The sequence below is a fragment of the Bradyrhizobium sp. USDA 4541 genome (assembly GCF_024171085.1).
In the GTDB taxonomy this organism is placed as follows: domain Bacteria; phylum Pseudomonadota; class Alphaproteobacteria; order Rhizobiales; family Xanthobacteraceae; genus Bradyrhizobium; species Bradyrhizobium australafricanum.
The window spans coordinates 8,776,301-8,801,804 of sequence record NZ_JALJZF010000001.1; the positions used below are offsets into that span (position 1 = coordinate 8,776,301).

21 protein-coding genes are annotated in these 25,504 nt (G+C 58.7%); 12 read left to right on the top strand and 9 right to left on the bottom strand.

The window, feature by feature from the left end; translation table 11 throughout:
- The first annotated feature begins 237 nt into the window (after positions 1 to 237).
- Entirely contained in the window at positions 238 to 867 is a 630-nt protein-coding gene (locus J2R80_RS41465) for a hypothetical protein (RefSeq protein ID WP_253640799.1), read from the top strand.
- Positions 868 to 1,479: 612 nt separating this feature from the next.
- Positions 1,480 to 3,285: an HrpF/NolX family T3SS translocon protein gene (locus J2R80_RS41470; RefSeq protein ID WP_253640800.1), complete on the top strand. Its 1,806-nt coding sequence runs from the start codon at positions 1,480 to 1,482 to the stop codon at positions 3,283 to 3,285.
- Between the two features lie 384 nt (positions 3,286 to 3,669).
- Here J2R80_RS41470 and J2R80_RS41475 read toward each other — a convergent pair whose 3' ends face one another.
- The 3 genes from J2R80_RS41475 to J2R80_RS41485 are packed head-to-tail and all read right to left on the bottom strand — an operon-like array spanning position 3,670 to position 6,124.
- Complete coding sequence (locus J2R80_RS41475) at positions 3,670 to 5,334, bottom strand: IS66 family transposase (RefSeq protein WP_253640801.1); 1,665 nt, start codon at positions 5,332 to 5,334, stop codon at positions 3,670 to 3,672.
- A 47-nt stretch (positions 5,335 to 5,381) separates the two neighbouring features.
- Positions 5,382 to 5,729 (bottom strand): IS66 family insertion sequence element accessory protein TnpB, encoded by a 348-nt coding sequence (gene tnpB / locus J2R80_RS41480; protein WP_057016787.1) that lies wholly within the window; start codon positions 5,727 to 5,729, stop codon positions 5,382 to 5,384.
- The gene (locus J2R80_RS41485) at positions 5,726 to 6,124 is read right to left on the bottom strand and encodes a transposase (protein WP_057016786.1); all 399 of its coding nucleotides are present in this window, start codon (positions 6,122 to 6,124) and stop codon (positions 5,726 to 5,728) included. The genes tnpB and J2R80_RS41485 overlap by 4 nt, the downstream gene beginning before the upstream one ends.
- 621 nt (positions 6,125 to 6,745) lie before the next feature.
- Between J2R80_RS41485 and J2R80_RS41490 the strand changes: the two genes are divergently transcribed.
- From J2R80_RS41490 to J2R80_RS41520, 7 genes are all read left to right on the top strand, one after another.
- Positions 6,746 to 7,042: a hypothetical protein gene (locus J2R80_RS41490; RefSeq protein ID WP_253640802.1), complete on the top strand. Its 297-nt coding sequence runs from the start codon at positions 6,746 to 6,748 to the stop codon at positions 7,040 to 7,042.
- A gap of 73 nt (positions 7,043 to 7,115) precedes the next feature.
- The gene (locus tag J2R80_RS41495; RefSeq protein ID WP_229157596.1) at positions 7,116 to 7,349 is read left to right on the top strand and encodes a nodulation protein NopA; all 234 of its coding nucleotides are present in this window, start codon (positions 7,116 to 7,118) and stop codon (positions 7,347 to 7,349) included.
- 115 nt (positions 7,350 to 7,464) lie between these two features.
- Positions 7,465 to 8,352: a hypothetical protein gene (locus tag J2R80_RS41500; RefSeq protein ID WP_253640803.1), complete on the top strand. Its 888-nt coding sequence runs from the start codon at positions 7,465 to 7,467 to the stop codon at positions 8,350 to 8,352.
- A gap of 33 nt (positions 8,353 to 8,385) precedes the next feature.
- A complete protein-coding gene (locus J2R80_RS41505; RefSeq protein WP_253640804.1) occupies positions 8,386 to 8,925 on the top strand; it encodes a hypothetical protein in 540 nt (179 codons plus the stop codon).
- Between the two features lie 2 nt (positions 8,926 to 8,927).
- Complete coding sequence (locus J2R80_RS41510) at positions 8,928 to 9,356, top strand: histidine kinase (RefSeq protein ID WP_253640805.1); 429 nt, start codon at positions 8,928 to 8,930, stop codon at positions 9,354 to 9,356.
- Positions 9,357 to 9,364: 8 nt separating this feature from the next.
- The gene (sctV, locus tag J2R80_RS41515) at positions 9,365 to 11,476 is read left to right on the top strand and encodes a type III secretion system export apparatus subunit SctV (protein ID WP_253640806.1); all 2,112 of its coding nucleotides are present in this window, start codon (positions 9,365 to 9,367) and stop codon (positions 11,474 to 11,476) included.
- 104 nt (positions 11,477 to 11,580) lie between these two features.
- Positions 11,581 to 12,084: a tetratricopeptide repeat protein gene (locus J2R80_RS41520; RefSeq protein ID WP_253640807.1), complete on the top strand. Its 504-nt coding sequence runs from the start codon at positions 11,581 to 11,583 to the stop codon at positions 12,082 to 12,084.
- A 382-nt stretch (positions 12,085 to 12,466) separates the two neighbouring features.
- Here J2R80_RS41520 and J2R80_RS41525 read toward each other — a convergent pair whose 3' ends face one another.
- Complete coding sequence (locus J2R80_RS41525) at positions 12,467 to 12,652, bottom strand: hypothetical protein (RefSeq protein WP_253640808.1); 186 nt, start codon at positions 12,650 to 12,652, stop codon at positions 12,467 to 12,469.
- Between the two features lie 777 nt (positions 12,653 to 13,429).
- Here J2R80_RS41525 and J2R80_RS41530 point away from each other — a divergent pair.
- Positions 13,430 to 14,206 carry a hypothetical protein gene (locus J2R80_RS41530; protein WP_253640809.1) on the top strand — a complete coding sequence of 259 codons (777 nt, stop codon included), beginning with the start codon at positions 13,430 to 13,432 and terminating at the stop codon, positions 14,204 to 14,206.
- Positions 14,207 to 14,519: 313 nt separating this feature from the next.
- On the opposite strand, the gene J2R80_RS41535 is transcribed toward J2R80_RS41530, so the two are convergent.
- On the bottom strand, positions 14,520 to 15,686 hold the full coding sequence (locus J2R80_RS41535) for an IS4 family transposase (RefSeq protein WP_253640810.1): 1,167 nt from the start codon (positions 15,684 to 15,686) through the stop codon (positions 14,520 to 14,522).
- Between the two features lie 643 nt (positions 15,687 to 16,329).
- On the opposite strand from J2R80_RS41535, the gene J2R80_RS41540 reads away from it, so the two are divergent.
- Together J2R80_RS41540 and J2R80_RS41545 are read left to right on the top strand one after the other, a co-directional pair.
- Positions 16,330 to 17,079: a hypothetical protein gene (locus J2R80_RS41540; RefSeq protein ID WP_229157581.1), complete on the top strand. Its 750-nt coding sequence runs from the start codon at positions 16,330 to 16,332 to the stop codon at positions 17,077 to 17,079.
- 60 nt (positions 17,080 to 17,139) lie between these two features.
- Positions 17,140 to 17,859, top strand: a complete 720-nt coding sequence (locus tag J2R80_RS41545) for a hypothetical protein (protein WP_253640811.1) — start codon at positions 17,140 to 17,142, stop codon at positions 17,857 to 17,859.
- A 225-nt stretch (positions 17,860 to 18,084) separates the two neighbouring features.
- Here J2R80_RS41545 and J2R80_RS41550 read toward each other — a convergent pair whose 3' ends face one another.
- The 4 genes from J2R80_RS41550 to J2R80_RS41565 all read right to left on the bottom strand — a co-directional run bounded on the left by J2R80_RS41550 (position 18,085) and on the right by J2R80_RS41565 (position 23,660).
- Complete coding sequence (locus J2R80_RS41550; protein WP_253640812.1) at positions 18,085 to 19,905, bottom strand: NEL-type E3 ubiquitin ligase domain-containing protein; 1,821 nt, start codon at positions 19,903 to 19,905, stop codon at positions 18,085 to 18,087.
- 789 nt (positions 19,906 to 20,694) lie between these two features.
- Positions 20,695 to 20,940 carry a hypothetical protein gene (locus J2R80_RS41555; protein WP_229157577.1) on the bottom strand — a complete coding sequence of 82 codons (246 nt, stop codon included), beginning with the start codon at positions 20,938 to 20,940 and terminating at the stop codon, positions 20,695 to 20,697.
- A gap of 206 nt (positions 20,941 to 21,146) precedes the next feature.
- Complete coding sequence (locus J2R80_RS41560) at positions 21,147 to 22,730, bottom strand: hypothetical protein (RefSeq protein WP_253640813.1); 1,584 nt, start codon at positions 22,728 to 22,730, stop codon at positions 21,147 to 21,149.
- Positions 22,731 to 23,408: 678 nt separating this feature from the next.
- Positions 23,409 to 23,660, bottom strand: a complete 252-nt coding sequence (locus J2R80_RS41565) for a hypothetical protein (RefSeq protein ID WP_253640814.1) — start codon at positions 23,658 to 23,660, stop codon at positions 23,409 to 23,411.
- Between the last annotated feature and the right edge of the window lie 1,844 nt (positions 23,661 to 25,504).

Genomic DNA, 25,504 nt, shown 5'->3' on the forward strand with positions numbered 1-25,504 from the left:
TTTCCCTCTGTCAGCTTTTCGAAAGCTGCTGCTGTCATGATTAGAGGGCGGCTGTCGAGCGGCGATGCCGCAAGACAGGCAATAAACGTCCGGGCCCGCATCACGGATGCGCGAGTATCCGTGACCTGCTTTGCAGCCTTAGCGCTTCATGCGCGCCTTTGAAAAGCTCTACGAAGTCCGTCATGAAGTTCGTCGCATCGGATGAGAGCCGCTTTGTTGTGCAAAAGGAGGAACAGGATGGACTTCAATGCGCTAAGCGCAGCAGACAAGAGCCCACCGCACCACTCGGCCTCATCGCCCGCCGATCGACGTGAGTTTGAGCGTGAACTGATGGCATTGGATGAAATGCCCGAATACAACCAGGACCTGATTTGGCAGGAGCTAGGAGGCCAATCATCACGCGGCGAGCCGTCATTGATCGACGGCGAGCAGTCCAATTCCCAACAAGCGGCCGCTCAAGAACGCGCGGATGCCTCCGATTTCGGCAACGACCCTGTTTGGCAAGATCTTGAGCCTGGACTCCTGCGGGCGGGGTCGCCTCACGCCGGACCGTCCCAAGCGGGACCCGCGCTGCCCGCACGCGGCGCGCCGCCGGAGCTTGGCGATTTCGTCATGGCGAACGGATATCTCGCTAGCGAAAACTGGGTCTTCGTCGGCCAAACAGCTACGCCTGCTCAGATCGAGATGCTGAGAGGCCGTGACGTCATGCCGAGCAGAAATGTCCGGACTACAACGTTCACCGTCTTGGGTATGCCTCACACGGCACAATGGCGAGCAGAAGGGTTCATTCGTCTCGAACCGTCGCTAGACGCCGCCCTTCGGCCCGCAGATTCGAGCGAACACCCGCCAGGTGACGAAGCACAGTGACATTGACAGATGCAGAGGTACATTTGAGATCCGAGGTGTCCGGAGTACCATGCGCCGCTCAACTTTTGGGATGGATTGATTCGTGCGTCCACCCCGGCAATCTGATCCGATCATGCTGCATCGCCGCGATCGGGCAGACGCCAACAACTTGTTTGACACGCAGGCGCGAGCTGGCTGAACGCTGGTGAGTTGCCGAGCGATGTTGCGGAACCGGCGATGTGTTGCATGAATCAGCGCACGCGAATCCTGCGAAGAGCGGCAGACTCGTTGACCTTGCTGTCGCAGAGGCGAGCGATCGAGCACCGAAGCAAGCCGATGCCGAATTGAGGACACGCCGCCGCCTTGAGCGACGTCATTTCTCAACTCATTGTGAAATCCTTTGAGCGCCGTCAGCTTCTCGAAAGCTAATCGCTCCTACCATACGGCGTGAATATCTAGACGGCGATATGCCTCTAGATTGTAGCCAAACTGAGCGCTGGGAGCGCTGTGCAATCGGAAGCAAGCGGTAGGAGCCATTGAAGCCTATCGACATCTCTTGCTCGTTGTTCGCCGCGATCTCAGGCTGCGCCACATAGCCAGCTTGTGGTGCGATCTCAAATCAGAGGACGTATGATGTCAGTCAACAATCTGCCGCTAACCACCAGCTCGAATTTGGCTTTGTCGGGGCTAGCTTCCGGGCCCTCGCCGGCGCGTGACTTTTCAAGCTTCGAGGCGGTGCTGGTCAGTTTGTCGTTGAAGGGCACGACTGACGAGCATTCCCCACCGCAAGGTCCGGCGGCCGAGGACTCGGCCAAGCAACTGACGGAGGAACTCACGCAAGAGGTGCGGAACATCATCCCGCCGGAGATCAAGGCCGCACTGGACGCATGTCAGGAGACCCCCGAGCCGTCCTCTGAGGAAGCCTCCTCCGCTGCGAACGCCCCAAAGATTGCAGAAGCCCCCGTACAAAGCTCCAGAATTACGTGGAACAGCGGCACCCCGACTGAGGCCGAGCTGCAGATTGTGTCGGTGCTGATCCGACATAAGGACAAATGCCCGCTGGATTGGAAATCTCTGGGAGATTTGGCCAACGATCCCTCCACACCGCCGGATCTAAAGGCGGCCATCGAGGCACTGCAGCGAGACCCCGAGCTCTTCTACGCGATAGGCTCGCAAGGCGACGGCCGCTGCGGCGGTAAAATCAAAGCGGGTGATCTCTCCGGCTTCTCCGATCACCACCCGCAAGTTGCTGAGTTCCAGGAGCAGCGGGCAAAGAACTATACGCAAAACTACATCCCCTCCGACGGCAGCGGCAACGGCGAGCCATCGGTTATGATGCTGACCGATGCATTGCGCGAGCTCTATCGCTATTCCGACAACCTGCCCAAGAACCTAAGCCTTTCGGATTTCAAGCAGATCGTCGACGGCGAAGCCAAGACGGGCAAATGCCCGCCGCAGGTTCTCGCGGCCGCTCAATACTTCCTCGACCATCCGGATGAATGGAAGCAGTTGTATGGCGGCTCGATAGACAAGGTCCACAAAGAGGACTTCCTGCAGGTTGCTTCATCATCGGTGAATCTCACGAAAGCCGAGCTCGATACGCTCGACACGATCAGCAAGAACCGAAGCGCCTTTTTCGGGAAGGGCGACCTGACGCGGGAAAAGCTGGCGAGCATGGCTGACGACAAGAGCCTCGCGCCCGAGGTGCGAAGGGCGGCATCCCGGCTGCTGTCCGACCCTGTGCTGTTCGGGTTGATGAACAACGCGATTACGGGCTACAAAACCCACCACAAGTTCTTCGACTTCGGCGGCGGTCATACGGTCGATTCCGGCAATATCAGCAAGAGCGACTTCAACCAGTTCTTCAGCAACATGTCCGGTGCGAACCGCACCGTTCAGCATGTGAAGACGCATGCCGCCCGAACGGCCGCCGAGAAGGACGCGGTCGCGGACATGACGATGGGCGTGGCAGACCAGCCCGACATCAAGTCTCCCAAAAAAAACGGTGGCGCCTTCATGCACGCAATCAACGACGTGCTCAAGGTTGGCTCGAAGGTACTCGACTGGGCCGCGACAGCAGTCGGTGTACTTAGCTTCATTCCAGGCTTGGGCGAATTGGCCGATTTGGCGTCAATGGTGCTCGAAGCCGAAGCGCAAGCTGCAAATCTTCTTCACACCGCGATCAGCGGTGGCAATATAAAGCAAGCGCTCGAAGAAGCTGGCCTGAACCTTGCGGCACAGGCGGTAGGCTGCATCGGCGGCCCTGAGGTCAAATTGGCAATGCGAGAAGGCTTGGTAAAGCAGGCAATTCAAGAAGCGGCCACGGCGGGGGTCAACCTCCCGGTTTCGGTAGCCCAGTCCTACGCGGAGGACTACCTGAACAACTTGAAGGCTCGCATCGAGTCCGAACGCATGCAAGCTGCAGGCGCTAACGCCTAGCCGGATCGCACTGTCTGTCAGGATCAGGCTGAAAACGCCAGTCGAGCTTGTGCGGCTACGCGCGGTCAGGTCTCCCTGCCGAGCAGTCGGCCGCGCAAGCTCTACCATCCTCGATACCGTCCGCTGGATCCAAGGAACTTGCTCGCTCTTCACTGCGCACAATTTATGTGGGCCGCGCTCGATCGCGCGAGGGCGACCTCAAATCCAGTCTGCCGCTGCGAAGGTCGATCGACTGCATACGCAGCCCGGCAAGAAGGTCGATGCATTAAAACCGCGCGACAGAACCGGTCGGAGCCGCGGAGCCTGCGTACGCACACGACGAGGGCCGCCCGATTGACGCATGCGCGCGGGTCTCGAGAGCGCTATGATGGCGTTGGGTGAAGATCAGGCGGCCCGCTGATCGGAGGGCTCTGCAGCCTGGCGCACAAGCTTCCATTCCCAGGGCAGCAGTTCGTGCAGACGCGAAGTGGGAAGATCGGCGATACGGGTGAGGACGTCGGCAAGCCAGGCCTTTGGATCGACGTCATTGAGACGACACGTCGTGATCATCGTCAGCATGATGGCGGCACGGTTGGCCCCACGCTGGCTGCCGGCGAAGGTCCAGTTGCGCCGTCCCAAGGCGATGCCTCTCAATGCGCGTTCAGCGCAATTGTTGGTCAAGCAGATCCTGCCGTCGTCGAGGAAGCGGGCGAAGCCCTCCCAGCGCCTGAGCATGTAGTTGATCGGCTTCAGGACCTCGGACGAGCGCGAGAGGGTTTCGCGCTCGCGCAGCAGCCAGGCGTGCATGTCCTCGAGAAGCGGCTTGCTCTGTTCCTGGCGGACGGCGCGCCGGTCGTCAGCGTCACAGCCGTTGATGGCGCGCTCGATCTCGAACAACGCGTCCAGCCGCTTGACCGCCTCCAGTGCGATCGGGGAGACCGGTTTACCCTTCTTGCCCTCCCGAGCATTTTTCTCGATGTCAGCCAGCTCGAAGAAGCCTCGCCGGGCATGGGCAAAGCAATACGCCGGCGTAATTGGTAGTGTCTTCTTCTGCGGATCGAACAGCGGCTCGAAGCCGTTGTAGCAATCGGCTTGCAGGATGCCGGCGAAGGCGGCCAGATGCTTCTGGGGATGCTCGCCTCGTCGGTCACCCGAGGCGTAATAGACCGCCGCAGGCGGCGCAGGCCCGGCAAAGGGCCGATCATCCCGTACATACGTCCAGATCCGTCCGGTCGTGCACTTGCCCTTCGCCAGGATCCGGATGGTAGTGTCATCGCCATGAAGGCGCTCGGCAGCGAGCACATGGCGTTCGATCAGGTGGAAGAGCGGCATGACCGCGAAGGTCCCGTGGCCGACCTGGTCCGCCAGCGTCGACAACGACAGGTCGATCCTCTCGCTCTTGAAGCGCGCGCTTTGGCGGTTGAGCGGGATATGCATGCCGAACTTGTCGAACAGGATGGTCGCCAGCAATTGTGGACCGATGAAGCCGCGCGGCGTGGCATGGAACGGCGCAGGCGCCTGACTGATCGTCTCGCAATCGCGGCAGGTGAACTTCTCGCGTACCGTCTCTATGACCTTGAAGCGGCGCGGGATCTCCTCCAGCGTCTTGGTCACATCCTCGCCGACCTTCGCCAGCCGTGATCCACCGCAGCAGGCGCAGGCCGTTGGAGCTTCAACGACGACGCGCTCGTGTTCGATATCGTCTGGCCAAGGCTTGCGCACCGGCCGCTTACGCGTGAAGGGACGGACGTTCTGCGTCTTCGCCGCCGCCGCCTGAGCGGCAAGCTCATCCTCGCTCGCCGTGGTTACGAGTTCCTCGAGCTCCAACTCCAACTGCTCGAGCAGCCGTGCCGAGCGCTCGGATCGCTGCCCGTGCAGTTCGCGCTTGAGCTTCTCGATCCGCAGCTCAAGATGTGCGATCAGCGCTTCGTTGTCCGACAGCTCCGCCCGCGCACTGGCGGCATCCGCGACGGCGACATCGCGCTCAGCCTGCAACATCTCTCGCTCGGCCAGCAGCGCAAGGTAGGCGCTCGCGAGGTCAGAAGGAAGATCGTCCGGCTTCGATGTCATGAAGCCATTGAATCAGATCGAGCAGCAGATTCAAATCGTAAAAGCGGCTATCCGACCCGCGTCGGCCGATGGGTTTCTTGAGGGTTACGCCAATCGATTCCGGACAACAGGTAGCTCATCTGAGCCGGCGAGATCGTCACAGCTTCACCCGCAACCGATGGCCAGACGAACTTTCCTCTCTCGAGTCTCTTGGTGAACAGGCATGCTCCCTGGCCATCGTGCCAGATCACCTTCACAAGATCGCTTCGGCGACCGCGGAAGACGAACAGATGACCGCTGAGCGGGTCCTTGCGCAGCACCTCCTGCACCTGGAGTGCCAACGACGGAAAGCCTCGGCGCATGTCCGTGTAGCCTGTCGCGAGCCACACTCGCGCGCCCGTGGGAACTGGGATCATCGGCGGACCAAAGCATCGAGAACACGACGTAGCGCGTCTCCATCAACGTCGCCATCGACCCGGATGCGGTGCCCGGTACCAAGATCAATCTCGATGATGCCGTGGCTCTTGCGTCGACGCGTCGTCGTCGTCAACGGCGCTTCGGCCACCTCCCGCGGTGGCGCGGACGACCCAATCTCGACCGGAACAAACGGCGCTATGCTCGCTTCGCCGTGCCTGCAAAGCTCCTTGCGCCACCTGAACAGCTGGCTCACATGAAGCCCGGCCACGCGAGCCACCTCGGAAACATTGGCGCCGGGCTCCAGCGACGCTGCAACAAGCCGTTCCTTCTCATCTTGCGACCAGCGGCGCCGCCGCTCGACCGACGTGATCACCTCCGCCCTCGAAATCGTCATAGCGCTTCTCCTAGGATTACCCCTAGGACCTGCAGCGATCGCGTTCGTCAAACAAGGCGGCCCTCAACGGAGGGATACGAGCCTGCCGGCTTGCGCAAGGATCAGGAGCACGCGGATCGTAGAGCGCCAGGGCTCAGGACCTTTCTCGAGCGGCAGGCTGCTGTTCGCTCTCCTGAAGGCGGGCCCCGATTGACGGATCCTTCATGAGCCCTCCAGGACCGAGGGATCGTCATGAATCGCCGTCTCGCTTTCCGGCCCGCTCCAAACCAAGTCAAGATCTGTCCCGCTGCGCCCGGCCGCGAGCAAATTGTCGAAAGACCCCGCGGGTATCGAAAGGGACGTCAGCCCGGGATTGCAGCACGTCGACTTCGAACGTGATCTATTAATGGTTGCGTTAACATCCGCCTGTTGAAGCTTTCGACTTGATGAGCAGCGATCCGACCCGATCGAGCTCCACAAACGAACGTTTGTCCTGGTACATACCATCTGATCTGCAGCTTTCGCAGATCCAGCATCGGCTCAATTTTCTAGAACTCGTCAGCTTCTCGAAAGCTAACGTTTGCACATTGGTGGGCGGAAACTGCCTCCATTGGCACGATCGAATTGACATAGGAGAACCCGATGCGCGTTACGAGCTCTAGCGCCGCAGGGCACGTTGATGCCGACCTCCATGCGGCTGGCGGCAAAAGCAGCGGCAAAAAAGGATCTCACAAACCTGACGAGCGCGACGATCATGGCCGATCGCCAGATGCGGATAGTCCCGTAAACGGCGGCGCGTCCACTCCGGGCGGCACCTCGCGAGAAGCTGCTATGCAGCAAGCATTCAACGTCGCTCTGGGAGCCGCTGCTCTGCAGATTGCCAATAGTGCAATGGGTCATTTCGACGACGTCATGGCCGAAACAGAAGAGGATTCCTGACGTCGCATGTTGCGGCGTCAGGAAAATAGGAGCCGCACGTTGCGGCGAAATTCGAGCAAACAGGAGAATTACTATGACTAAGGGCGTTGGTGCGTCTGGTACCTCGATTGCAGGCGGTGCAGCTGGCACCGCTGCAACTGGAGCCGCTTCCGCCGGTGCTGAAGTTGCTGGAGAGGCGGCATTCCAACGGCAAATCGCCGCTCTGACCGCCACGAGCACCAAGGCTGCCGAGAGGGATGTGGAACTTCGCGTCGTCTCGACCGAGCTTTCGACCGTCAAGAAAGCAGCCGATGAGCGGGTGCAGTAAGGGATGACGTGGGGCGACGTACGTCGCTCACTTTCCCGGGCTGCTTAGTCCGTGAAGTCGCAACGGGCCGTACGGTTTTGCCGTACGGTCCCGTTCGCAGTTCAGGAGAGCGACCGTGAATGAACCACATTGCCCGCGTTTCGAAGTGCTGCTGGGGTGCTATTCTGGGCTGACGGGCAAAGTAGGGGTCGGATCGTGTCTGATCGGAAGCAGCCTCGATGCTGATTTAATCTTTGTCGAACAGGGCCTCGAACCACACCATCTTCGTGTCACCCCGCATTCCAACTCGATCGAGATCGAGGCCCTGGCGGGCGACGTTCGTGTCGAGGGACACGAGACTGTTTTGCCAAACGCGCCCATCGTTGTCCCTCTTCCTGTTGTCCTTCATGCCGGCGAAATGTCGATCCAGTGGTCTATCGAGGGCCTCGAAAAAGCTGGCTCTATCGATCGCCGGCGTGTATCGCTCGCCGGACTTGCCATGGTCGTTATCAGCCTTGCCGCGGCTGGCACATTGTCGACCAGTTTTGTCCAGACTGACACGGCTGCAGTGCCAAGTCCGCCTCCTGCCGCCGACGTTGCCCCCAAGCTGGCGCTCAGCGCTCCTGATGCTCTGGTCACCGATGCAACTGCGGGGCTGCTGCAAGAGGAAGTTGACAGAGCGGGCCTTGTCGGCATCAAAATCGGTTCTGGGTCCGGCGTTGTCACGGCCGACGGCAGCATTACGCCCGCTGCACTTGCCACGTGGCAAGGCATCCAGCAACGCTTTGATCGCAATAGCAACGGCGCTTATACGCTCGTCAATGCAGTCGCCGTCAAGGATGAGAAGACACCCTCCGCAATTGGAATCCAGGCTGTGTGGCGCGGCAGCGACCCTTATATCGTCGTTGCTGGCCAAAAGTATTTTGTTGGCGCGCTCTTGAGCAATGGATGGACCGTCAACGGAATTGAGGAAGGGCGTGTTCTGCTGAGCCGGAATGGCCGGCTTGCCGCTCTGTCCTATTAGCGTTTCAGGCCGCAGGTAAGGAAGCAAAGTGCCATGACTAGGCTGCCCCCGAATTCCGTCGAGCCTGGCGCCTCTTTTCAGGGACCAAACCTTGATCATCATGCATCTAGCATCACGCCGGGCAATTCTCGAGCCAAGTCCATCGGGATCGATCGGACGCGTGGCAATGATGACAAGAACCACGGCGCAATTTCCCAGCATAACGACGCACCGGATCGCTTGGTTGAGGGCACGATCGACAGCGCGCTCGAGCTCGGTTCGATCAATGCGATTTCGCGCGTCAATCTCGACGAGGCCCGCGCCGAGCCATGTCAGATCGAGCCAGGCTCGGAACTCGCTTGGCTTAACGGGCCTAATCTCGCGCATAGCCTGCTCTCTTTCGTGACGCCGCGGCTACGTCATTCGCACGTTCTGCGTCCTGATCAACACGGCCCTCTTTTGGAGCGTTTGGCCAATACGCTATCTGCCGCGCCAGAGGATTTGGTGGCACGTGAAGGAGCCGCCCTTCTGCAGCTGGAGCTGCAGCGGTTAATCTTGCTCCGGCAGAGCCACAACGGCTTGATCAAAGGCTAGCAATGGCCGAGCCAGACAAATTGCAACACGTCACATCTACACAGCCGCCAAACGTTTCCGAAGCCGATGCTCGCGAGCTGGTCTCTGGGCCGGAGCGAGATTTGCTCTGCGTGCTTTCTTATATCTATCTTTCCTGCGGGCAGAGCGCAAAGAGCCTGGCTCTGTTGCGGCTGGTTGCTCACGAACAGTCTCGAGACATCGGCTTGCTGCGGATCCTGGCCTACGCTCTCATCTCGGAACGTCGCGGTGACGAAGCACTGTCGGTATTGGATCGGCTTGACAAACTAGATGACGAACCGTCCTCGTCTCTGCCCTTGATGCTTATGCGCAGCCACGCCCTGCGCCATGCCGCCCGCATGACCGAAGCGCAGGCCACCTTCAAGCGCTATGTTTCATTGCGGTGCAACACAGCTGCAGCTAGGCAACAATAAGGCTTTTCATGGCCAACGTTCTACGAAATCTCATCACGCGCGCGCCCGCTCATCCGGATTTGATGGTCGCGCTGATGCTTCTTCTGGCGATCGGAATGATGATCATGCCGATCCCGATTGTCGTGATCGATATGCTGATCGGCTTCAATCTGGGCTTTGCCATATTGCTGCTGATGGTCGCCCTGTATCTCAACACGCCACTCGACTTTTCGTCGCTGCCGGGCGTCATCCTGATCTCCACTGTTTTTCGACTCGCTCTTACCGTTGCAACGACGCGGCTGATCCTGTCCGAGGGTGACGCCGGCAGCATCATCCATACGTTCGGCGATTTCGTCATATCCGGCAACATCGCCGTCGGCATTGTCATATTTCTGATCGTAACCATGGTGCAATTCATGGTTCTGGCCAAGGGCGCCGAACGAGTGGCAGAGGTGTCGGCGCGCTTCACGCTCGATGCGTTGCCGGGCAAGCAGATGGCGATCGACGCGGAGCTGCGCAACGGCCATATCGACCAGCACGAAGCCCGCAGCCGACGCGGCGCGCTGGAGCGGGAAAGCCAGCTTCACGGCGCGATGGACGGCGCCATGAAATTCGTGAAGGGCGACGCCATCGCCGGACTCATAGTCATCTGTATCAATATGCTAGGTGGCATCACGATCGGCTCGCTCTCCAGGGGCATGTCCCTTGAGGAGGCGATGCATCAATACACTATCCTGACAATCGGTGATGCGCTCATTTCGCAGATCCCAGCCCTGCTGCTGTCAATTACAGCCGCAACCATTGTCACTCGTGTCAACGGTCCTTCCAGACTCAATCTCGGCGCCGATATCGTCAACCAGCTTACGGCCAGCACACAAGCGCTCCGGCTGGCCGCCTGCGTCCTGCTTGTGATGGGGCTCGTTCCTGGCTTCCCTTTGCCCCCCTTTGTCATACTGGCCGCGCTCTTTTCCGCAGCCAGCTTTGTCAAGGTTGGCGTGCCAGAGAGCAAGACCGCTCCCAAGGCCGGCGTCAATCCCACCGGTTCGGCTCCCGCTTCCACGCAGGGTCAGAAGCAAACCGTGCCGGCCGAAGCACTTCCGATTACCCTGTTGCTGGCGCCGAACCTAATGAAGGCAATGGACGTGGGGGAACTCGAGCAGTGCGTCGCACGGGTTTCAGCACTGGTCTCAGCTGATCTGGGTATCACAATTCCACGCATTCCCGCCCAAAGCGCCAACCACTTGGCCCGATCGCAATTCAGTGTGGCCGTCGAGGGCGTACCCGTAGAAGAGGGCGCTATTGACCCGACAAAGCTCTTGCTTGACGACGACGTAGCGAACATCGAATTGAGCGGTATCCCGTTCTGGCAGGATCCAGACACGCATCGGATCTGGATCGAACAGGACCATGCGGCTGCTCTCAAAGCGGCCGGCATAGGGCACCACGGTCCGAGCGAAATCGTCGCCTTGCGCGTCCGGTCCACGTTGACGCGCTATGCACAGCGCCTGGTTGGCATTCAGGAAACGCGCCAGTTGCTTGGCCGGATGGAGCAGGAATATGCCGATCTGGTGAAAGAGGTGCTGCGCACGACACCGATCCCTCGGATCGCGGATGTCCTGCGTCGTTTGTTGGACGAGGGCATCCCAATCCGGAACACCCGCTTGGTTCTGGAGGCGCTTGCGGAATGGAGCGAACGGGAGCAAAACGCTGTACTGCTTACCGAATATGTGCGCTCTGTTCTGAAGCGGCAGATCTGTCACCGCTATGCCAACGCACATCGCGTTGTGGCCGCCTTTATCGTCGAGCGTGAGACTGAGGATATCGTGCGGGGTGCCGTGCGCGAGACCGCCGTCGGCCCATACCTCGTTTTGGAGGATCGGCAAAGCGAGATGCTGCTCTCCCAATTTCGCCAGATCCATTCAAGCATCGCGCGCAGCCAGAACCAGCCAGTTATTCTAGGTTCGATGGATATCCGGCGTTTCGTTCGCGGCTTTCTCACGCGTAACGGAATCGACCTACCTGTCCTTTCTTATCAGGATCTCGCCGCAGATTTCACTGTCCAGCCGATCGGATCCGTGAAGCTGGCACCTGCCAAGGACAAGAGCCCTTCCCCGGGCGGTCTCCTGAGCGCTGCGAGTTGAGACTGCACGAGCAGGCCATGAATTCAAATGGAACCAAACGTCGGCGGCGCTTGTGCTTCGTTAGTCCAGGCCCATGGTCGGTTCTGCCTGCGATGCTCACTATTATGATGCTCACCGGTTGCGCGAACCTGTCACGCCAGCAGTGGTCCACGTCAGACTTAGCAGACGCCAAAGAGTTTGATCCCGCCAAGCGCGAGCGCATCTCGCGCGCTCTCATTGATGCTGATGAGAAGAATCTGCGCGCGGCCTTGGACCAACAACCGGACAACGTCAATGCGGCAATTTCTCTTGCACGGGCCTTGTTGGCGCGCAACTCCTCAGATGAGGCACTTCAGGTGCTCAATGAGGTACTATTGGCAGCACCCGGCGACCTGCGCGCATTGAATGCCAAAGGCGTAGTACTCGATCAACAGGGGCGCCACGAGGAGGCGCAAGTGCTATATCGTCAAGGCCTCGCGATCGAGCCCACAAATTCGATGTTGCGCAACAATCTCGAGTTGTCGGCCGCACTTGAAGGTAAGACGGACATCCGAAACTCCAATCAGGAGTTACAACCTGGCGACGAGTACGCATTAGCCAGATCGAGATCTCACAGCCGACAACGGTAAATCGCGAATGCCTAATCCACGTCAGTCGGCTGGCCGACAGACAGCTGGATAATGATCACGTGCAGAGATTACAGGCGCATTTGCATTCGAACGATATTGTCGCGAGGAGCGCAACTTTATCGTGCACAATCGGGAGAGCCGAGCGCCATCTCTTGGCTGGATGGCGTGAGCCCGACACGCCCTCGCTTCGACGGAACGGCGATCGGCCGGGCCCTGATGTCGCGCCCGCGGCTTCTGCTGCTCGACGAAGCCTCTACCCTCAATTAGAAGCCAGTAAGTCACCGATCTTTCACACGACTTCGTAACCAGGTCACCTGGCCAACATTCTGTATCTTGAGTTTACCAATTCTTGGGTAGCGGCTCTTTGGATCGTCCGGTCACTTCAACGAAGACATGCAGGCGAACAGTTAAAATATCTCTCAAGCTCCGCAACCGCGCGCTCCTCCCACTCTACAGCTTGCGCCAGCAATGAGACGCCTTGTATTGGCCGAAATGCGGCAGCCTGCCGGCACAGAGACGCTATCGCGCGATAGCGGCGCACGTTTTCCATAACGGCCAGTCCGGTCATTTGCGGATATTTCCCCTGCTGTTTCAGGCAAGAACTTGCTGCATAACAGTTTTCGATCCGTTAGCGGCAAGGGCGAAAGGCGTGAATGGTTGGCAGATTCTTGCCGGCCCGACGGCCGATGAACCTTTCCCAGGAGGAGATCCTCCATCAAACGCGCCTCGGCACTGCCGGCCAAGGGCGCCGCTGCTCCGCGTTTTCTCGGCATACAGTTTCAGCCAGGCAAAAGTATAGATGAAAAACGGGAGCGAGGGCACGTCTCGGCTTGCACGTCAATCAAGCGACCTGTGATAGTGGTCGGCTTCCAATGTGAGAAGCGGAGGCCAACGCTTTGTCAACCCCGCGACGAGGCCAAGGTTTGGGATCGACTCCGACGCAGATTGACGTCCATTGGTGCCAGTTCGAACCTCGGTCCCATGCCACACGACAGGGTTAATTCTGCGCGGTCCAGACTGACCGATCCGTAGCCCGAACCAGCGACGTCGCCGGATCTGGAGACACTTACAGTACCTGTCAGCATGACAGCGAGGCAGCACTCTCAGCGTCAGGCGCATCATTTTCCACCTCCGATTGAGAGTCGGGCCTTCGATTTGCGGCCTTTGGCCCATGCACTTGCTGCCCCTGCGGGTGACGCTTGGGCCAAGGCGGACGTCTCCGACTTAGACTCAACTCGCCAAAACAGATGGGTGACGGCACGTGTTGTTTGCAGCAGACTGCTTAACAAGTGCTCGGTTAACAATGCCACGCTAGAGCGCTCGCACCGCGATTAGGGGCACTCAGATGATCACGCCGGTTCGACGGAACTGGAGTCCAAAAGAACTATTCAATTCTCTTACGCCAGCGATGTTCAACGCTGAGCCGTCGGCTATACGTGCGCGTTGGAATAAATTGTGGCCTGACCTGTACACGGAATATGACGCCCGGCACTTGAAACAAGAGTTAGCCGACCGAAACCTCATCGTTAGCGATGAAGCTGCGGCATTCTTCAACGCGTGGGCGATCGACGAGGAGCGCCACACCGATGGCTTCATCCGCATCATTGAACTCGTCGCTAATGGATCCGAAAGGGATCTTCGGGAGAGATTGGACGCTCGGCCTCACGATTTTGGTCCAATCGTTGAACACATGAAGGACGAATTCTCCCTGATGGTTATGATTGCATTTGATGAGATGTGCACTTGCCGTGCCTATGCAGCAGAGAAGCCCTTCTATGACGCCCTTGGTAACAACACGTTTCATCACTGGCTGAGGGAAGTGATTGCCGACGAGGCGGTTCACTCGATGAACGCCGTAAACGTTATCCGTGCGCGCTATCGCGATCGCATTGGCCAAGTGGACTCAATTCTCGATAATCTAATCCGCGCGACCGAAAGTCTACGCTATTCCGGCACCTTCGTCCTCGACTACTTCGGCGCGGTGTACTCTAAGGAGCTGCTCGCCGGTTCTCGCCTCGTGACTATGAGAAATATCGCCAGGCCATTCACGGTGGAGAGCAGAATGTTGACCGCGAGCCTGTCGAAACTTCAGTCGGCGCCACATCGACGCCCTTCCCCGTAAATATCCATTGTGCCAATTGGCTCCAGCTTTTCGTTTGCGTTCGAGCGTGCCGAATTTCGACAACCGCGTCGGGAAGCCGCAATTCGACGCCCGATCTTCTGCAAGTCCGCCTTAGCTAGATAGATGCGGTTATCGACGCGCGCGATGTTGTCGGACACGCGTCCGCCGGACCGGTCGCTCCGGCTTCCCTGCCGTCCTCGTCAGCGACACGATAATCCTGCTTCGACACGGATGCAGGATTGCGATTTGCGTCCTCGCGGATTTAAGCACTCGCACATCCCGCCCCCTCCTACGCAGGGGTGTCCGGGGAAATTCAGGCATAGCGGAGCTCCATCTGGTCAGGTGAGATGGTTGATTTCCGACGGCTGGGGTTGATGGGCGGAGGTTTGTCGATGGCAGCGAGGGATCGACGCGTGAGCAGGAGCTGGCCGACGAGTTCGGCGAACCTGAGCGGGAGCATTTTGATGCAGTTGGTGTGAGCGGCGATGCGCAGCAGCAGGTAGGCAATCATCGCAGCGAGCACCTGAAGGCGGATCGCGTTGTCGTTGGCGCCGAGGAACTTGCGAATATCGAGATGCTGCTTGATCCAGCGGAACAGCAGCTCGATTTGCCATCGGCTCTTGTAGAGGGCGGCGATCTCGACGGCGCTACGGGCAAGGTCGTTGGTCAGGAGTGTGATCTTGCCGCCTTTCTCGCGTCTGATCTTGATGCGGCGGAGCTGGATTGGAAGGCGCGAATCGCCCTTGCTGGTGAGCTTCACCTCGTCATCGGCAAGGATTTCGAAGCCATCCCCGTTACGCTTGCGGATGGCGCGATGCCTGAGCGAGCGAAGACGGATGCTCGTCTTCGCCCGGGTAACGAACAAAGCCTTGCTATCATTGATCTTCTGCCACCAGTCGAAACGGCAATAGTAGCCCTTGTCAAACACATAGGTGGTGGCGGGCTGGATTGGGGTCTGTCGGCCGATCTCGATGTCATTGACGTTCGCGGCCGTCATCTCGACGCAGGTCGGGACATCGCTCCTTGGGTCGTAGACGACATGCAGCTTCATGCCGCGGATGCGGCCGTTCCACGTCGCCCAACTGCAGACCTTGCCGAGCGGGATCGGACTGGCGTCGATCAGACGCACCATCTCCATGCCTTCACTCCGCAGCTGGCGACGCGCCATCGCCGACAGCGCCGCAAAGGTTTGCGCGAAAATGCCGATCGGACGGCGGGCATTGGCATCGGACAACGTCGAGCGCGACAGCTTGCCGGTTCCCAAGTGATAGTGATGCTGCGAATTGGCGTTGAAGCCAGTCACCACCCCGCGCAGACTGCTGTTGCCGCTAAGCTGGGCATAGATCAGCGCCACCAGATGATCCCAGCTCCTGAACGACTTGTCGTAGGCATCCCCGTCCAGACGATCCACAACCGTCTGAAACTGCCGTCGATTGATCGGTTCAAGCAGCCTTCCAAAAATGCTACCGCGATATCGCATGCTCGGCCCTCTGTGTCTCGACAACCAGAAAAGACCGATTTGCCTCGGTCCTGCCGAGCATGCACCGCGACACAGTGAATCATTCCCCGGACACCCCTGCCTCCTACGAGGGTGAGAGCGAGTTCGTTCAACCCATTTTTAGAACTGATGAGGCGCATTCCAGCGAAAACGTCATCACGCTTCTGGAGACACTAGATCGGCCAACCCAGGTCAAACGAGCTAGATTCGCGACTTTTCTCCAGGCAATTGCCGCACCACCTCGATCCTGTTTACATCGAGGCTACAAGCTGACGCAGCGCAAGATTCACGTCATTTCCACGCCGCTCCAACGATCGGTAGATAGAACGCTATCGTTATCGCAACGACCACCAGCCTCACGGTTGATCCTTTGGTGGCCGACCCTTCGGCTACTCACAAACCTCACGTAGATCACGAGCAGGAGCGATTACTTTCTGCTCTCGGCCTGCGTCACCGTCTCAATCGCACGACGCAACTCGTTCGATGTTGAAAACGTTCGTCCACCTGAGGAGCGCTCTCATCGAAAATTCAATTACCCTTCTTTCTGCCATGTTCTCACCCAAAGCAGAGACGCGCCGATTGCGCACGTCGCGCACGGCAAGAGCGAGTGTCTCAGGAGAATTCGATGGTGAAGCCAGTTGTGATTGTAGTGGGCGCAGACAAGGGAGGTGTCGGCAAGACGACCGTATCACGAACGCTGCTGGACTACTTCAGCGTCAACAACGTGCAAACACGCGCCTTCGATACGGAGTCTCCGCGGGGGACGTTGAAGCGCTTTTATCCCGCGATCACCGAGATCGTCGACATGACGACGACCGCGGACCAGATGAAGATTTTCGATACCCTGAACTCCGGGCTATCCGTCACCGTCATTGACGCTCGCGCCGGATTACTGTCCTCAGCACTGGCCTCCTTGCGCGACATCGGATTTCTGGATTCGGCGCGGTCCGGCCAGATTACCTTTGCCGTATTCCACATCCTAGGATCGTCCATCGCTTCGCTCGACGAGATCGCGGAGACCGCTACCTTCATGAGCGGCGCAAAGTACTATCTGGTCAAGAACTTCATCAATGACACTCAGTTCTTCCAGTGGGACCAGTCGACCTATAATTCCTATTTTCACCGCATCAAACAGGCGACCGAGTTGACCATCCCGAAACTTAACGAGATGGCCTATGAGCAGGTCGAAGTCGCATCCGTCCCGTTCGTCGATTTCGTGGCAAACAAGGGCCGCAACGATGAGCCCGCGAACAACTCCTTCGTGCTACGCGGTTATGTCCGGCACTGGCTGGCAAATGTCTGGAGCGAATTTGATCGCATCAACTTGACGGAATTGGCCGGCGCCAAGTCCGCTACGCGGAGTGGCGAGAAGTAGTCGCATATTCTTGCGGGCCAAGAGCAGGCCCATATACGAAACGAGATTGATCTGCTGGCTATGTTAGCGACCCCTATCTACATCATCTGCTCTCCTAGCCCGCAGGTTGGAAAAACCCTCATCGCTCGCGTCCTGAGCGAGTTCTTGCTGCTCAAAGACGGCACCGCCCTGTCGTTCGATGTCAATCTAAAAGAGCCATCACTGCTCGATTACCTGCCGAAGATCACCGAGACCGCGGATGTGACGGACACTTACGGCAAGATGCAGTTGATGGACCCGCTTATCGTCCACGATCGGGTACCCAAGGTGATCGATCTCGGCTTCCATGCCTTCGACGAATTCTTCAAGATGTGCGAGGAGATCGGCTTCATGAAGGAGACGGCGCGCCGCTGTGTCGCTCCTATCATTCTCTTCATCGCCGGCGCTGACCGCATTTCCTTTCGCGGTTATGACATACTGCGGCGGCAGATTCCGTCAGCATCGCTGGTCACCGTCCACAATGAATTTGCGCTGCGCGGCGGATTACCTGAAGTCATGGATGGCGAGCGGGTGCTCCAGATTTCGGCGCTGCCGCTGTTTCTCAAGAGATATATAGACCGACTTAGCTTTTCCTTCACCGGATATCTGCGGGACGAAAAAGACTGGTCCACCGAGCTGCATCAGTGGATACGACGGAACTACACGATGTTCCGCGACCTAGAATCGAGCTTGATGCTGCGAAGATCCTATCGATCCCGGGGGACGAACATCGAGAGCCTGCGTTGCACAAAGGCAACTTGAGGCTGGGACTACTCGCCATCTATTCGTCCAGCTTATGAGCAGTCGTTTGACCGGCCGCCAACGGCTTCGGCGGTCATGAAATGCACGTGCGAATCCCCGCCAGGATTGGGTGCAATCAAGCGTCCTTTTCCTTGAGCTCATCCGCCCCCAATCGCGCGACCGGCAACTACCTCTTGGGCTTTGCGGGCGGCCGAGACGCATCGATGATCTTTCCAGCGGAGGGGCTCATAGCTCGAAGCCGAGCTTCCCGAGCACCTGGTCCATGACCGCGCCTTTGATCTCGCGGGCGATCTCGTTGCGTATCTGGGCGCCGAGCACCCGCTCGGCATCGGCGTCTCCTGTCAGACCATCCTCGGCCAGCCGCCGATCCAAGCGGGCTTGAAACGGTTCGCCCATCGCGTCGACAAGCCGTTCCTGCATCTCAGCATGGTCTTCGGGCGCGATGCGCCTTAGCACACTTTCCCATGGCTGCCATCGGGTCGCGAGGAACTGCGGAAATTCCGTCGCCTCCTGGTTCCGCACTGCCGTCTCGGCCCTGGCTACATCATCCCCAGTAACGTGAGAGACGCTCATGAAGCGCATATCGGGAGCGATGTGCCGCAGCTCCAGCGCATCATGCAGCCGGGTCTGGTAGGCAAGGTAGACCTCGATCTCATCGATGTCCGCATCCGGATCGGCACGACGAAGCGAGTTGACGGTCTCGCGCGCGATTCGGTCCAAGGCCTCCAAGCGAAACATGACGCGGCCGTGCTGAAGCAGTTCGCCAAGGCGTCCGTCATAGACGCCGTCTTCAACATCCGCGTTCAGGCGTGCGCTCTGCATGCCGTTCCAGGTCAAAGTGATGCGATCTTCACAGCTCGCGCTCGCTCCGGAGGCCAGTTCGAAATACTGCTCGCGCAAATTCGGCCTGATGGCTGCCTGCCGCAGATCTTCGGCGACCGCGTGCCGGAACGCGTCGCGACCATAGTTCACGGTGCCGCGGAGCCTGTCGAGAAAGCGTGCATAATCTAGGGCACCTGGCTCTTCGGCGAAGGCCTGCCAAGCGGTTATTGCTGCCGGCTCGCCCTCGAGCCAGTGCGCGACAACCTCCTGCAGCGACCGCGGCTCAACTTGGACCGCGCCTGCGGTGTTCGAGAAGAAAACCTGCGGGCCGACATAGTCTCCGGCATGCATGGCAGTCGCCAGGCCGGCCTGCACCGCGTCGGGCAGAGGATTGTTCTCCAGATCAACACTCGCGTCACGGCTTAGCTGTGTCAGCACGGTCTCGGGCACGCTGGTTAGCTGGTTGTTGCTGGCGGCAAACCATAGCAGCTCGGCCGGAAACGTCTGGGGAATACTGGTCAGCCGATTATGGCTGGCACTAAGCCATTCAAGCCCGGCCGGAAGAGGCTCGGGCAGATCGGTCAGCTGGTTATAGTCGACATTCAGGCGCTCGAGCCCGGCTGGAAGCTCGGGCAGACGAGTCAGCTGATTGCCCGCGACGTCCAACTCCTGAAGCGTCGCTGGAAGGCGATCGGGCAGACTAGATAACTGATTGTTGTCGACATTCAGACGCCGCAATCCAGGCGGCAGCTCTGCGGGCAGGCTGAATAGCCCGTTGCTAATGGCATAGAGCCGCCGCAGACCGCGCGGAAGCTCGGGCAGCCCGGTCAGCCGATTATTGTTCGCAGAGAGCCGCTGCAGACTGGCCGGAAGAGTTTCGGGAAGGCTGTTCAGCTGATTGTTGTCGACATTCAGGCAGCGCAAGCCGGCCGGGATCGGAGCCGTCAAAGTGGCCAGGGAGAGGGACGACAGATCTAGTGGCTCATTGAGATTGCCCGTGTCCCTCCAGGCCCTCATTCGACTTACCGCCTGCTGCCGATCCTCATGCTGCCCCTGCCCGTCTTCGGCAGCCCAATCCGTCAAGACTAGGTCCGGCAAGTCGGCAGACGCCTGCGCATCCGTCAAGACTTCGTGCCATTGCGATGAGGCCGGAGACCCTGGTTCGGAGCTTTCCCAATCGGAAGCTTCGGAAGGAGCGCCCGTGCCGAGCTGTTCTGCATTCATAAATGTCGTCTCTTGGGTAGCTAAAGGAAGCGAATGCACCGGGGGCGGCGTATCATGAATCCGGTAGAGTCCCGCTATGGATGCGCTTCATCGGCTGACGAGAGCACGGGATCACGAAGCAGTCGCCACGCAGGGATTGGTACGATTACTCTGCGCCGGATGGCGACCGAGGACCAATCTCAACGGGCCTCACTCGCTCCCGGATCGGGTCGATACTGGAATCCACCTCTCCTCTCCTGCAATGCTTGAGCACATCGAGCCGGCCTTGCCAACGAGTAGGGACTTTCAGCCTACGAGATAGAGCTGTCGACAAGCTGACGGCCTCGACGATGATCAATGCGCCGCCCCACATTCCTTCGATGTCTCTCGACGCTTAGTCGCAGGGCTCCGCAAAACGCCCGACGGGATCAAAACGGCTTCCTGCTCGCCGAATTGGTGTCCGAGCGGCGGCCCGCCGGGAGCGTGATGTTGGCAGGACGGCGAGGTTGCCGTTCCTATGCGGTCGAAGCGGCTACCCCTTCCTGAGAGAAGTTGTGTTGATCGACGAGCCGAACGCTAGCAGAGTTTTGCGCGTAACGCGCTCGCTACTCACCAAGGGACAAGGCGTGTACCCAATCAGCCCGACCTGAACGATGAACCTACAGCTATTAATGATCGGGGCCATGATCCTCAAGCTCGATGGCGCTTTCGCGGATTGCGGCAGGCAAGCGGTAATTCCGCTCGCGGATCCCTTCCGTATCGAACAGACACCGCGTATCGCTGCCGGGACCGAATTTCCCTACGTCGCGCTCAGTGGAGCCGGCCCTCGCCGCGACCAACGAACTCGAGCACTGACTGCGCTTGGTTGATCTCGCGCGACACGCGCTTCAATACCCGTATTGCGACCTCTTCCGTCGCGATCAATCCCGCTCTTTCGCACGCCAGCCCGAAATGATGCATCACTTGTTCGTCGGATGGCGCGATACGATTCTGAAATAGGCTGATCGTCAATGATGAGAGCATATGCTCGACGACGTCGTTTTCAGCCTGGCTCACGAATCTACGTCCTTCTGATTAGTCGCTCGATTCTGTACAATATGGGCATCGCCGATAGGGTCATGACACCTCTCATTGTGCCGGGTTGTCGCCTCTTGACATCGCCGCATGATGCGTATCGAACACCGCTAGCTGGCGCTTTCTTTCCTCGATCGCCTCATCTGCTGGCATCACCTCTCTTCCTCACGAGGCTGCGCGGCCTCAGACTACGCAAGTCTCAGCTCCCTGATGATCTCAGTTATCCTCCCTTGGCCGGCGGCGTGTTGCGGCCACTTGCTAAAGCCACTCAGCAAATTCTCCGATTCGAGCCTGGTAAAGTCAAAGAGCCTGACACCGCGCCCAAGGACCTCATTGACGATCGTGATCGTGGCTTGGCGAGCGGCACTTTCTTGTGGCGATCTGTTGAAGCCGATCAGCAGGCCCCTGAGATCTTGGGTAGTGAAATCCGAGAGCCCCGTCCTCGGATCGGCGCGGCGAAGGACCTCGCCTGCGAGCACCACGTTCACTTGACCGCATGGTAGCTCGTCCGGCCAGTTACTGAAGCCGCTCACTAGGTTTGCAAGTCCCTGCTGTGAGAACTCGCAGAGCTGATCAGCGCGGCGCAGGACCTCGCGAGCGAGTGCGACCGCAGCTCGGCGAGACGCGGCCTCTTCCGGCCACTTACTAAAACCGTTCACCAGGTTTGCCAGCCCCTGCTGAGTCAGATCGGGGAGCTGGGCAGCACGGCAAAATACCCCACCGGCGATCGCGACCGTAGCCTTACGGCAAGTCGCATCTTCGGGCCATTTGCAGAACCCGTTCACCAGGTTCGCCAATCCTTGCTGGGTAAAATGGGGAAGCTGGGCGGCACGGCGCAGGAGCTCGCTTGCGATCGCGACTGTTGCCTGACGAGATGCATTCTCCTCTGGCCATTTGCTGAAGCCATTCACCAAATTCGCCAGATCCTGCTCGCTAAACTCGTGGAACTGCGTCGCACGTCCAAGCACTTCGGTTGCAACCGCGACCGTGACTTGACCGCAGGGCAGCTCTTCAGGCCACTTGCTAAAACCGTTTACAAGGATGGCCAACCCCTGCTGAGGGAAATCGGCGAGCCGGCGGGGGCGCCGCAGGATTTCTAGTGCAAGCGTGGCCGCGGCTTGGCGCAAGGCCGCCTCTTCTGGCCACTTGCTAAATCCGTTTACCAGGCTCACCAATCCTTGCTGTCTAAACTCAGAGAGCTGATGGGGGCCGTCCGCTCGGCGGATGACCTCACCCGCGATTGCAACCGCGGCCTGTCGAAAGTCACTCCCTTCCGGCCACTTGCTGAAGCCGTTTATCAGCCCTGCCAGGCTGAGATTGTTCAATTCTTGAAGCGATTTGCTTTCCTCGCGACAAAACTTGGCTATTCGGACCGCCCCATGGCGACATTCCGCTCTCCTGGCGTGCCTGCCGAACGATGCCGCAAATATGGAAAGCGCCCTGATACCGATCTTTCTCATCAGAGCATGGTCCAGCTGCGACACGCGAGAAGCTATTCTCTCGCAAGTATCCCGCCCCGCCTGACCTCCAGCCCTTCGGCTCACCGCATTGCATGTCGTGGCATAGCCCCACGATTTCTCTGCACGGATGCTTTCCTCGAAACTCGGTAGAAATCTGGATTGAAACTCAACGGCTGCTTGTTGCAGAAACACCGGCAGGTCCGCCTTGCACAGTTGCTTGTCGCGCCTGACCACTGCAGTCGAGAATTCAACAATGCCGCCAGCACGATCGATTTCGTTTAGCGCCGTCGTGAGACTAGTTTGAACGGACATAGGACCTTCCGAGCGTTCATCGCAGTACCCTTCGGCTATATGCGACCGGTCATCGCCTCTGGCTAGATATTAATCGTCTACGCTCTTGGAGCATCTGCCTGACGCCGGGCTGTTCACTCGGCGCGCTTTCGCTGCGCGACTAAAAACGCGATTGCAGTTGTCGCTAACCACATTTTGCTGCCCGCACCATTCCATCGTTCCAGCCAATCCGCTTGCCAGCACTTGACAATGCCCCGCCCAGCGTTCCCGTGGCGATGGTGCAACTCCCCTTCCTGGCCATCGCCTGAACAAGGTTGGCAATCAGCAAGCCATTCCCCTCGGTCTCGATTTGCCAATGAGCCGTCGACGCCTGCCCCATCCTGAGCTTTGTCTTGACGCATCGGCAAGTCTACAACCTGCCGCAACGTGAGATTCAAGCTGTAAATCGGCCTCCCGAGGCAGAGGCGGATTGTATAAAGCGGATATCGATTGCAATACTTGCCGGTGGAGTGCTTATTTAGCTCGACACCGCGTCCAGCTGACGTTTGCCGTCGATAGCTGAGATCCCACCCTTGGCTCATGCGCTTTGTTTGATCGATTTGCGAGCGCCGACGGTCGCGGTCAGGCTCACCCGCCTGCCCGTAGGCGAAAGCATCTCCGCCACGTCATTTCTCATGCTGTAAATGAGAGCGCCCTCACTCATAAATTTATCCATTCGGAAAAACGATTGCCCGTACCGGTGGCGGCGCGGGACTGCCCAACCATTAGAGAGGAGGCGAGCGCAATGAAGGCGCCACCCTTGATACCGCTTGCGCCGCCAGAGGACGATATCGCTATATTGCGGGTCACGAGTTGCCGGCCTAAAGTTAAGCCGCGCCGAGTCTGGGCAATCAACAAAGCCGCCGGACGCTTGTAAGTTTTGGTGCCATAGACCATGGCGACATTCACCATGCTTTACCAGCTCGTGCTTAAACAGCCTAATGCCGGACGTGACTTAACATCTCTCCATCTTTCGTATCTGATGGGCACGAAACTGTAGAGCGCAGGAATTATGCAAGACACGCTATCAGGGCGCGGAGAACACTCGCGGATCTGCCGCGATTTCACGTCAGACGTGCGGTGTAAGGTGATATGGATTAAGAGGGGCCTTGCACAAATCGAACCGCTCGCCACATCTGCGCAGAAACGGGGGAGCAGTCACAAGTCCTCAGACGGAATTGTTCGGCATGAATGCGGAGCCACCGCTACTCATGAAGATCCGCGTGCTTAAGCTCGAATGCCAAAGTGAACTACATCTGCAATGACTTCGATCGATGATAGATTAAGTGAGATCAGGTGGCTGCGGAACGAGATTTGGCGCTGCCGGCGGTTACTTAAGACGGACCTATCTGGCGCGGAACGCGAGGGTGTTGAGAAGCGCCTGCTTGAACAGCTGTCTGCCTTTGAGCGGCTCTCGTCGACGACGTTTCCTTTGGTTTTGAACCCTAATGTTAATTCGACCAAGAGCATCACGACCGGGCCAAACGGCTCCACCGAAGCGCCCATCGAAAACGCCGCAATGGCATCAAGCAGTTCCTTCGCGAATTCAATTGGGGGTTAACCTCAGCGCTCTCCTCGGCTCGATTCGACCCCCTCGAGCCCAACCTAATCCCAATGTGAAAATATCTGGAAGACCGCGATCGAATGCCCGCCCCAACGCGAGCATTCCGCGATTTTTTGCCAGTCATACTCGATCTGGTCACCTGCGGAAAATGCTAGGCTGAAGACAACGACGCCATAGATTGAGGGACAATACGGACTCCTGAACGATGTGCGGCCTAACGACCTCCGACGTTGAAGCAGATTCGTCCGTCGGATCATTTGCAGCCAGCCGATTGCAACTTCACGGTTGCCTTATCCGCCGAACAGGCTGCAGCGCAGATAGCGCGCAACTGCTGCAGTAGCGCATCGAACCTCAAAGCGAACCCTGACCTCGTAACACGCGTGGCGGCCCTGTCGATCGCCGAACGAGGCCAATCGGCTCACGACGTTCAGTGCCGCTGGCGGACGCGTCCGGCTCGACAGGGTGACGATTCCAGTCCGATAGACTTTCGAAACAGTAGTCAGATCAAAGTCCGGTGCTAATCAGCCTGGAACACGTCACCGTGCGTCAAGTTCTGTAACTTCTGCTCGGACGGATCACTCTCGATGGAGGACGATCGGAACTCTATTAAGGCGTCGTTTTCGCCCGCCGTTTCTGTCCGCCGCGGTTGGCATCGCGCGGCGACATTCGACGCCCAAGCTTTTGAAATTGTCCCTAAGACAAAACATGGCTGCGTCTACATCCCTACGTCCTGTGAATCGCTCACAGAAGCGCATTACGTCTGGTCTGCACGACGTAAGGACTTCTTCGGCCCGCTGATCTCGCGCACGAGCGTATCCTGCACACCACATGGCCGCGATCGCGATCGCAGCAAGGGCGGTTGCCGAGCGGTGCGCATTGTAAGTCCACCCCATTCGTCGTCTTTGATTCACCAAACCCCTCTTAAGCCGCATATCCTTCACTATGGTTCTTTGCCCAACGAGCGTCATCTGTTTATCGGGAGCTAGGCAACAGCTCGGCAGCGGCCGTCGCGGGGCCGCCGTAATCATTGTGGTCCCCTGAATCATCGTCTCGCCACGCGCAACACGTTCACTGCTAAGACTGAGACACGACAGAGACCCGCTGCGCTTTGCAGCGCGCGCAATGCGTTCCAGCCTCTGTGACATTCGCGATGCTAGTTCCCAATGTGGCGTTTCCTGATGCGAAGCTCTGC